2 protein-coding genes are annotated in these 9,139 nt (G+C 60.2%); both read right to left on the bottom strand.

Annotation, left to right across the window (positions count from 1 at the left end; genetic code table 11):
- Nucleotides 1-255 precede the first annotated feature (255 nt).
- A complete protein-coding gene (locus BT122_RS10440) occupies nt 256-1,284 on the bottom strand; it encodes a DUF559 domain-containing protein (protein ID WP_072355849.1) in 1,029 nt (342 codons plus the stop codon).
- 217 nt (nt 1,285-1,501) lie between these two features.
- Nucleotides 1,502-8,467: a Spy0128 family protein gene (locus BT122_RS10435; protein WP_072355848.1), complete on the bottom strand. Its 6,966-nt coding sequence runs from the start codon at nt 8,465-8,467 to the stop codon at nt 1,502-1,504.
- Between the last annotated feature and the right edge of the window lie 672 nt (nt 8,468-9,139).

The raw sequence follows: 9,139 nt of genomic DNA, 5'->3' as shown, positions 1-9,139 counted from the left end.
AGGCGGACTCGATGGAACCGGATGAGGCGGGCAACGACGAGGGGTACGATAGCTTGTAACGTTGGATCTTGGTCCAAGTTCACCACCGCAGTCCCACTTGGTGTTTTCATGCTTTGCAATTACCAAGTCAACTGCAGACAACGCGCGATTCTCAGGATTTCTTCCGTTCCGTTCGGTTGACTTGGTGGTCTGTTACTAGCGCCTCTCTAAGCAAGCCACCAAGTCAACTATGCCAACCCCTTCAATAGCTCATAATCAAGCATCCTCCGCACTTGGTTCTTCATCCTTTTGCCTGATCGGCGTGAGATAGGGCGTTTCATAGTAATGCGAGGGATCGAACAGCGCCTCTCGGAGCGCTCTTTGAGCATCAAGCTCCCTAGGGCTGAAAGCGGACATCGGCAGACCCATCGCCCCGAACACCTGGCCCACCTTGTTCCGATAGGACTCCTCATCTTTCACCGACGCGTTGACCGCCACGATGACCTTGTATCCCCTCGATGCGAGCGCGCTTCGCCTCTCCTTGTCGTAATCCGCCTTCTGTAGGGTGCCGTGGTCGACCTTTCCGTCGTATTCGAACACCGTTTTGCGCTCTTCCCAGCAGAGATCGACCATGAAGCGGTCCATGCCGTCCTCGTGTCCAACGTTCTGCTCATCGAAGGGGTTCATGAGAGGCTGCGGTAGCCCGAAGCCGCCCATCTCGGGTGGAAGGGTAAGTGCCATGAAGCAGTCGGTTTCCCGAGGAGACCATGAGCGCTCGCCGGACAGCTCGACGGCGCGCCGCAGCAGCACCGCTCCCCTGGTCCGCTTGGGAAGCATGCCGATGTATTCCCGCATCCGTTCTTTCGTGACAAGCGGCTTGCAGGTGACGAACCCGCGGATATCGTCTTCGTACAGGGAGTAGCAGCCCATGAACTCGCAGCACAGCTCGACCAGGGCGATCATCCTCTTGGGACCGCAGTCCTTGGCGGCATGGAGAAGGCAGAGTTCGGGAGATGCGACCATCGTGTATGACGTATGCTCGCAGAACGATCCTGCTGGAAGCTCTGTCGCGCATAGACGGAAGCGAGCCTTATCGGAACGGTTGATATGGTTGACGCTCGACACGAGGATCTGGGGTGTGAACTGCCCCTCTATGCATAGTGTCGGAACGTATTCGATGATCTCCTTCGCACGGTAGCTCTCATGTGCAACGGTCGTGGTCTTTGAATAATCAGGCTTCGCAACCAGCCCCGCACGGACCGCCCGCCAGTATTGGACAGCACTCTCATATCCGAGGAACAGCATCGCAGCCACCACCCTCCGTGTTGATTGGTGGATGACTGTAGCAGGCAATCGGACGCTGCGGGAGGCCTGGTTCCGAGGTCGCGAATTCTCCACTGCAAGGTTTCTGCAGGTCAGACGCAAGATATCCGCAAGGAATGCATTAACGCCAGATAAGAAGAAGGGCGCCAGAAGGCGCCCTTCTCGGGTTAGTTCCTGTCTCCCCTAGCGGGGAATCGCCTTAGTCCTCGCGGCGGCGGGCACCGAAGGCAGCGATGCCGGTGATAACCGCGCCAGCCAGGAAGAGCGGGCCGACCTGCAGGGTGGTGTCGCCGGTCTTGGGGGTCTTGGGTGCCTCGTACTTGTTGGTGAAGACGATAGCGTCGCCGCCCTTGATAGTCTCGGTCTTGGTGAGCGTGCCGTCGTCGTTCTGGGTCACCTTGACCGTGAGCGTGTACACCGTGGTGTCGTAGGTGTAGCCCTCAGCGTTGCCCTTGAGCTCGCTGATCTCGTAGACCCACTCGCCGGGCTCGGTGTAGACGATCTCGCCGAACTCCTTGCTGCCAGCACCGGTGATCTGCATGGACTTGATGCCGTCAGCAGAGCCAGCGGGCATGGGCGCACCCTCGGTGATGGCCTTCATCTGGAAGGTGAAGGTCGCGGGGATCGCGGGCTTGTCGCCGGTGATGACCTTCTGGACCGGAGGATCGATGGAGACGGGCTCGGGCGTGTAGGTGTTCGTGAACTTGGCCTTGGCGCCGTCGTCGCTCGTGACCTCGGCCTTGAGCGTGCCGCCCTCGTCGGTAACCGTGATGACGAACGTGTGCTCACCGGAGTCGTAGGTCATGTGCTCGTTGTCGCCCTTGGCCTCCTTGGCGGTGTAGGTGTAGGTGCCGGCCTTCTCGAAGGTGTAGGTTCCGAAGTCGATGTTGCCGTCAGCGTCGTTGGTGAAGGTACCGTCGACCTTGTTGCCGTCGTTGTCGAGCAGCTCGAACGTGAACTCGCCAGCCTCAAGCTTCTTGCCGCCCTCGAGGACCTTCTCGCCCTCGAGCTTGACCTCGACCGGCTCGGCCTTGTAGACGTTCTTGATCGTGGCCTGCTCGCCGTCGGCGTAGGTGATGGTGGCCTCGAGGTTGCCGTCGCCCTTGTCCTCGACCTTGATGGTCACGCTGTGGTCGGCGGTGTCGTAGGTGTAGCCCTTGGTGGAGCCGGCGACCTCCTTGATGGTGTACTCGTAGGTGCCGACCTTGGCGAACGTGAGCTCGGTGAACTCGACCGGGCCACCGTTCTCGCGGGTCTTGGTCTCAACGACGTTGCCCTTGGAGTCGATCAGCTGGAACGTGAAGGTCTCGGAAGGAGCGCTGTTGGACTGGTCGTCGATGGTCTTGAGGGCCTTCGGGGTAGCCTTTGCGTCCTCAGGATCGTAGATGTTGGTGACCGTCAGGCTCGTCTCGGACTTCTCGCCATAGGCTGCGGTAGCCACAAGCTGGCCGCCGTTGTCGGTCACGGTAACGACCACGGGATAGGTCGTGGTGTCGTTGGTCCAGCCAGCGTCGCCGCCCTTGGTCTCGGTGATGGTGTAGTGGTACTCGCCGGCCTTGGTGTACTCGACCTCGCCGAACGTCGCGGTACCGGCACCGGTCACGGTAGCGGTCGCGGGATCGGGCATGGGCGAGCCGTCGGTGGTCGCCAGCGTGAACTCGAAGGTCACGTCGGGAGCGCTCTCGGAGGTGTCCTCGATGGCCTTCGTCACCTGGAGGGAGGACTTGGTGGAGCCGGCCTTGTAGACATTGGTGATGGTCAGGCTGGTTGCGGTCTCACCGTCGATGGTGGTCGCGCTCTCGAGGATCGCGGTCTCGAAGTTATCGCTGACGGTGATGACGACCGGATAGGCCTTGGTGTCATAGGTCCAGCCGCTCGGCGCGGTGCCGGTCTCCTGGATCGTGTAGTTGAAGGTGCCGGACTCGGTGAACTCGATGGGGGCGAAGTCCGCGCCGCCCTTGAGGCCGTTAGTGGTGATCTCGATGGTCTGGGTCTCGCCAGGAGCGCCCTCGCCAGGCGTCAGCACGAAGGTGAAGGTGGCATCCTCGGCGCTGTCGGACTGGTCGTCGATGACCTTGTCAACGTGGAGCTTGACGCTGGTGCTCTCCTCCTCGAAGAGGTTGTGGACGTCGACGGCCGTTGCCTCGCCGCCGTACGTGACCTCGGCGGACAGCTTGCCGGTCGCGGGATCGTCGGTCACGGTGACGGTGACCGTGTACTCCTTGGTGTCATACGTCCAGCCAGCAGTCGCCTCGTCCTTCTCGACGACCTTGTACTGATACGTGCCGGCAGCGGTGTAGGTGATCGGGTCGAGCGTCACGGAGCCCTTGCCGTCCTCGGTGGTGATGCTCGCGGTCAGCTCGGTCTTGCCCTCGGGCATGGGAGCGCCGTCGATCGGGGTCATCGTGAAGTTGAACGTCTTGTCGGAGCCCTCGATGTACTCATCGATGGTCTTTTTGACGGTGATCGATGCGTTCACGGACGTCGGGACGTAGGTGTTGATGATCGTCTGGTCCTCAGGCGTGTAGACGACGCTGGTCGCGAGCGTGCCGTCGCCGTTGTCGGTAATGGTGACCTTGGCGGTGACGTCGGCGGACTTGGTCACGTTGGCGGGCAGCGTGCCAGTCTCGCTGATGGTGTAGGTGTAGGTCTTGCCCGCATCGGCCTCGGTGTAGTTGATGGTCGAGAAGGCGACGTTGTCCTTGTTCTCAGCGGTGACGGTCACGTCCTCGATCTTGCTGCCGTCGTTGCCGTACAGCGTGAAGGTGTAGGTGTCGACGTCAGCCCACTCGCGGCCCGTGAGGACCTTCTTGGCGCTCAGGTCGACGGAACCGGTGGCCTTGTAGGTGTTGGTGATGGTGGCGCTGGGCGAGTAGGAGACCTCGGTGGAGAGCTTGCCGTCGCCTTGGTCGGTGACCTTGACGGTGACGGTAATGTCGCCGGAGCTGGTCCAGCCGTCGCCGAAGCCGTCCTCGGAGACGGTGTAGGTGTAGGTCTTACCCGCGTCGGCCTCGGTGTAGTTGATCGGGCCGAAGGTGACGCTGCCAGTCGCGGTCAGGGTCGCGGTCGTGGTCTCGGGCATCGGGGTGCCCTCATCGGCAGCAAGGGTAAGCGTCAGGGTCTTGGGACCATCCTCGCCCTGAGGCCATGCAGCGCCAGCGACGGCCTTGGTCACGGTGATCTCGGCAGTGCCATCGGCCTTATAGGTGTTGGTGATGGTGTCGTTGTTGGTGTACTCGACGCTGGTTCCAATCGTGCCGTCGCCGTTGTCGGTCACGGTAACCGTTGCGGTGATATCGGCGGACTTGGTCCAGCCAGTGCCGAGGCCGGTCGTCTCAGAAATCGTGTAGGTGTAGGTCTTGCCCGCGTCGGCCTCGGTGTAGGTGATCGCATCGAAGGTTGCCTTGCCGGGCTCGGTCAAGGTCACGGTCTTGGTCTCGGGCAGGGTGCCGCCCTCGCCGGAGAGCGTGAAGACAACGGAGCCGCCCTCGGGCCAAGCAGCGCCGGCGATGGCCTTGGTGGCCTCGAGCTCGATGGTGCCAGTCGCCTTATAGGTGTTGGTGATGGTCTTGTTCTCGGGCGTGTAGGTGGCCTTCGCGCTCAACGTGCCGTCGCCGTTGTCGGTGACCTCGACGGATACGGAGATGCCGTCCGCAGGATCGGCGGTCCAGCCGTCGCCGAAGCCGTCCTCGGTGATGGTGTAGGTGTAGGTCTTGCCCGCGTCGGCCTCGGTGTAGGTGATGGCGTCGAAGGTCGCGGTGCCGGGTGCGGTCAGGGTCGCAGTTGTGGTCTCGGGCAGGGTGCCACCCTCGCCGGCGAGCGTGAAGGTGAGGGTCTTGCCCTCGGGCCACTCGGCGCCGGAGAGGGCCTTCTTGGCCTCGAGCTCGACGGAGCCGGAGGCAGCGTAGTTGTTGGTGATGGAGCCCTCGGTGACCTTAGCGGAGAGCTTTCCGTCGTCACCCTTGGAAACTACCACGGTGACGGTCGCGGTCTTGCTCTCGGGGGTCGCGGTCCAGCCGGCGGGCAGCGTGCCCTCGGTGATGGTGTAGGTGTAGGTGCCTGCCTCGGTGTAGGTGATCGTACCGAAGTCGACGTCCATATCACCGGTCTTGCCGGGAAGATACTTAACCGTGCCGGTCGTGTTGGCGGGCATCGGAGTTCCGTCCTCGGCGGAGAGGGTGAAGCTGAACTCGGCCTCCTTCGTCGGGTTGCCCGTCTCGACGGTCTTGTGGAAGAAGTCTGCGCTGGTGTCGACCGTCACGTTGGAGTTGGTAATGGTGATCTCGTAGCCGGTGTCGGTTTTGGTAAGGTCGCCGACGGTGGTGGCGTAGTTGTCGACCTCGACCTCGTCGACGGTGTAGGCGATCTCCTTGCCGCCAGCATAGACGTCGAGATCATCCCAGGTGTAGGCCCACTGGTTGTCCTCATTGAGGGTCACGGGATCGCCGGAAGCCTCGCCGTCGGCGAGCAGCTGGACCTGGATGCTCCCGGGACGGGTCTTGTACTCGTTGTCCTGGTCCTCCCAGACCTTCTTCACGGTCAGAGACGTGGCCTCGGGCGTGTGGGTGTTGGTGATGGTGCCGTGGTCCTTGGCGGGGCTGCCGGTAGTGGTGTAGCCGTCGATGGCGGACTCGGTCACGGTGTAGGTGACCTCCTCGCCGTTGTTGAAGCGCGGCAGGCCGGTGTAGGTGATGGTGTAGGTGCCGTCCTCGTTCTCGACAACGGTGGGCGTCTTGCCCTCGACCGCGGGCGAGAGCGTCAGCTTGGCAGCGAGCTCTTCGGCCGTCAGACGGATGCCATCCTGGTTGTCGTTATCCTCCCAGACCTTGGTGATCTCGAGGTCGGTGAGCTGATAGTCGTTGGTGTAGGTAACGTAGTAGCTCGTCTCGGCGTTCTCAATGGTGCCCTTGGTGGTCTGAGCGCCGGAGAAGGTGCTGTCCTCGCCCTGGGTAAGCTCGGACTTGCTGAAGGCGAAGCCATCGGCGAGCGCGCCCTCAACGAAGGTGTAGGTGGTGCCGGAGGGCAGGTTGATGAAGCGGAGGTTCCAGCCATTCTTCATCTGGACGGAGATGGCCGTGCCGCTGGGAGCGTAGTAGTAGCCGTCGGCGTTGGGGCCGATGGCGCCAGACACGGTCGCGTCAGTGACCGTCGCGCCGGCCTTAGTGTCGTAAATCGAGAACCACACCCAGTAGTCGGAGTTGTGGTCAGGGTCGTCCGTCGGTTCGGTCGCGGGGGCCTTGGAATTGTTGACTGTCAAAGTGAAGGGGAAGGTCGCAGTTTGAGGTGCATCTTCACCAGTAACTGCCTTCGTAAGGTTGAGGTTGGAACGACGATGGTTGGTTGCGGTAAGACTGCTGGCAGCGGTGTCAACATAATAGGTCGCGCCATCAATCTCATAGGTCGCGGCACCAGAAGGCGCAGGATGATCAGCGTCGACCTTAACGAGAATGTTGGGCTTCCCGTCGTTGTTTTTGCCACCATCAATCAACATCGGACGGACAGTGGGAGCCTCGAGTTCCCAGTGGTACTGGGAATCATCAAGCTCAGCGAAGGAGAAGTCGTGGCCCTTGGCACCCGCAAGCACCTGACCATCTTTGATGAGGCCGGTCGAAATGTAGAACTCGGCCGTCCAACTGTTATTCGTGCTGAGCGCTGCGGTGTGGAAATCCTTCTCGTCCATGAGAACCGTAAGCGGAAGCGCGGTAACATCGGCAGAGCCACCCTCCCATTCCTTGGCTACGGTCAACATAGGTACCGCATCAGTACGAACGGGATCGGGGTTGGTGTAGGAGCTGGTCTGGGGACCCGCGTCGTCACGGGTGTCGTCCCAAGCGATGCCCGCGTTGGTGTTGGTGCGGAGGGAGTAGGAGCCGCCGCCGTTATCGACGATGTACTTCTGGATCTCGGGGTCGAGGTCGGAGTACTTGAGATCGTCGTTCTTCAGCTGGGCGATGATGTCATACGTGGTCTGGCTCGGATAGCAGTCGAACGTGACGGTGTATTTCACGTCATTCTCCAGAACGCCAACCGAGGAGAGATCCCACTTAACCGTGCCGTCTACGAGATGGGCTGCAGGGGCATCAGTCCACGTCTGCATGGAACCGTAGGAGCCACCCGAACGATAATACTTGTAGGAGGACTCATCCACCACGAGGAGGTTGGCGACCTCGCCGGAGGTGGTGGTCACCTGGCTGGTGGTGCCGTCGTCGATCTCGGCATCGGCAAAGCCCAGCGTCTCGATCTTGTTAAGAATGTCGGCCATGGCCTGGTTGAGCGCGGCGGTATCGTTGGCGTTATAGAAGTTCCCAGCAGGTGCACCGGCTTCAGTCGTCAGCGTCTGCATACGGCTGACATCGCCGTACGCGCCGATCGTGTAGAAATGATCCGCGCCGACAGCTTGAACGATCGCCCGTGCCTCAGGCAGTGCGGCATCGTAGCAGCGCTGCATGGATATCGGAGAGTAGTTGTCCTGATTGGGGTTGTCGGAACCAAGACCGTAAACGCCTTGGGAGTTGTAGTAGTAGTTGTCCGATCTGTATGTAGTCCAATCAGAGTTGCTCCAATTTGGGTTATCGTTTCTCGGCAGATAGTCAGTGGTTATCCGCGTATCTCTGAACGTGGGGTTGCCGTCGGAGACGAAAATGACAAACGTCTGATCATCATCTCCGAAATTAATTCTTTCGGCTTGCTCCAGTGCAGCTTCCCAGTTCGTGCCGCCACTCGCAGTGAGACCGTTCACCGACTGACTGAACTGCTGATAGCTAGTCGTCGGCTGCCGCGTGATAGTTGCGTTCGTTGAGAAGCTCACGAGCGCCATCTGCACGGTGTTCGGTGCATCTGTCGTGTTGTAGGCAAACAGCGATCTGGCCAGGTTGTTCACGGCTGTTTTCGCTGCGTTCAGGCGCTGATTTGTGTTGTTTGGATTAGCCATCGAGCCGGAACGGTCGAAGACCACGATGACATTGACGTTGTTCGGCTGCTTTTCAGATTCACCGACGATGTCAAGCGAGATCGTGTACGTGCCGTCCTGATTGTCAGTGATGTTCTTCGTGTGCGGGGGAGTTTCTCCCGCAGCCGCCATTGCGACCGTACTCAGCCCGAGTACGACGGCGAACGTCGCGACAAGCGCGAGCGCCCATGTCCAAAGCTTCCTTGCGACCTTCATACCACCAACTCCTTTACTCCAAGGCAACCGCCGCGTTGCCCTTTTACACACCGAATGGATTCCGCGCCGTACGGCGGGAACCCGGTAGATCAACCAACATCTGCCGCAGTTGCATGCGCTTCGGCGGCGGATTAACGATCTTCTGCATTCGAGCGATCCATCAAGAACCCTCTCCGCGGGCACGAGCACCCCGCATTGGTGCGTTTATGCTGCGAAAAACCTCTGCACAATGCGGATTACCTGCTATTACGCGCTGTATTGAACCGCGTTATAGCAGCATGATTCTGCATAGTGCTTTACACATTCTGCACCTTTGTCAGCAGAAAAGCGACAGTTATCCGCAAGTTTTGTGTATACAATGGGTTAAGTGAAAGGTTTTCGGCGCCAACGGTAGGACCAGTCCACTCAGAGGTATTTGGAGCGATTACATAGATTCTCCACAAATATGGGTTCGAGATTTGAGCTTTGGTCTGTGTTTGCCCCGTCGGGTGCCCTCGAGGAAGCTGCTCGCCCGCCACACGGCCCCGTTAGGTTCTGCAGGGCTCTCGTGTTGATGTTCACTAGAAACTGCCCTTGAGGGACTGCGGTGGAAATCCTGGACCAAATAGGAACAGGAAGGAATCCGCATGTACAGCACCGAGCAGCGAAGGGTTGCAATAGAGACCTTCATCG

The organism is Olsenella sp. kh2p3 (genome assembly GCA_900119625.1).
In the GTDB taxonomy this organism is placed as follows: domain Bacteria; phylum Actinomycetota; class Coriobacteriia; order Coriobacteriales; family Atopobiaceae; genus Tractidigestivibacter.
This window is presented reverse-complemented; position numbering and strand designations above follow the sequence as displayed.

Coding starts and splice junctions, on each gene's coding strand:
- BT122_RS10435 (WP_072355848.1), bottom strand. CDS start 8,467: ATGAAGGTCGCAAGGAAGCTTTGGACATGGGCGCTCGCGCTTGTCGCG.
- BT122_RS10440 (WP_072355849.1), bottom strand. CDS start 1,284: ATGCTGTTCCTCGGATATGAGAGTGCTGTCCAATACTGGCGGGCGGTC.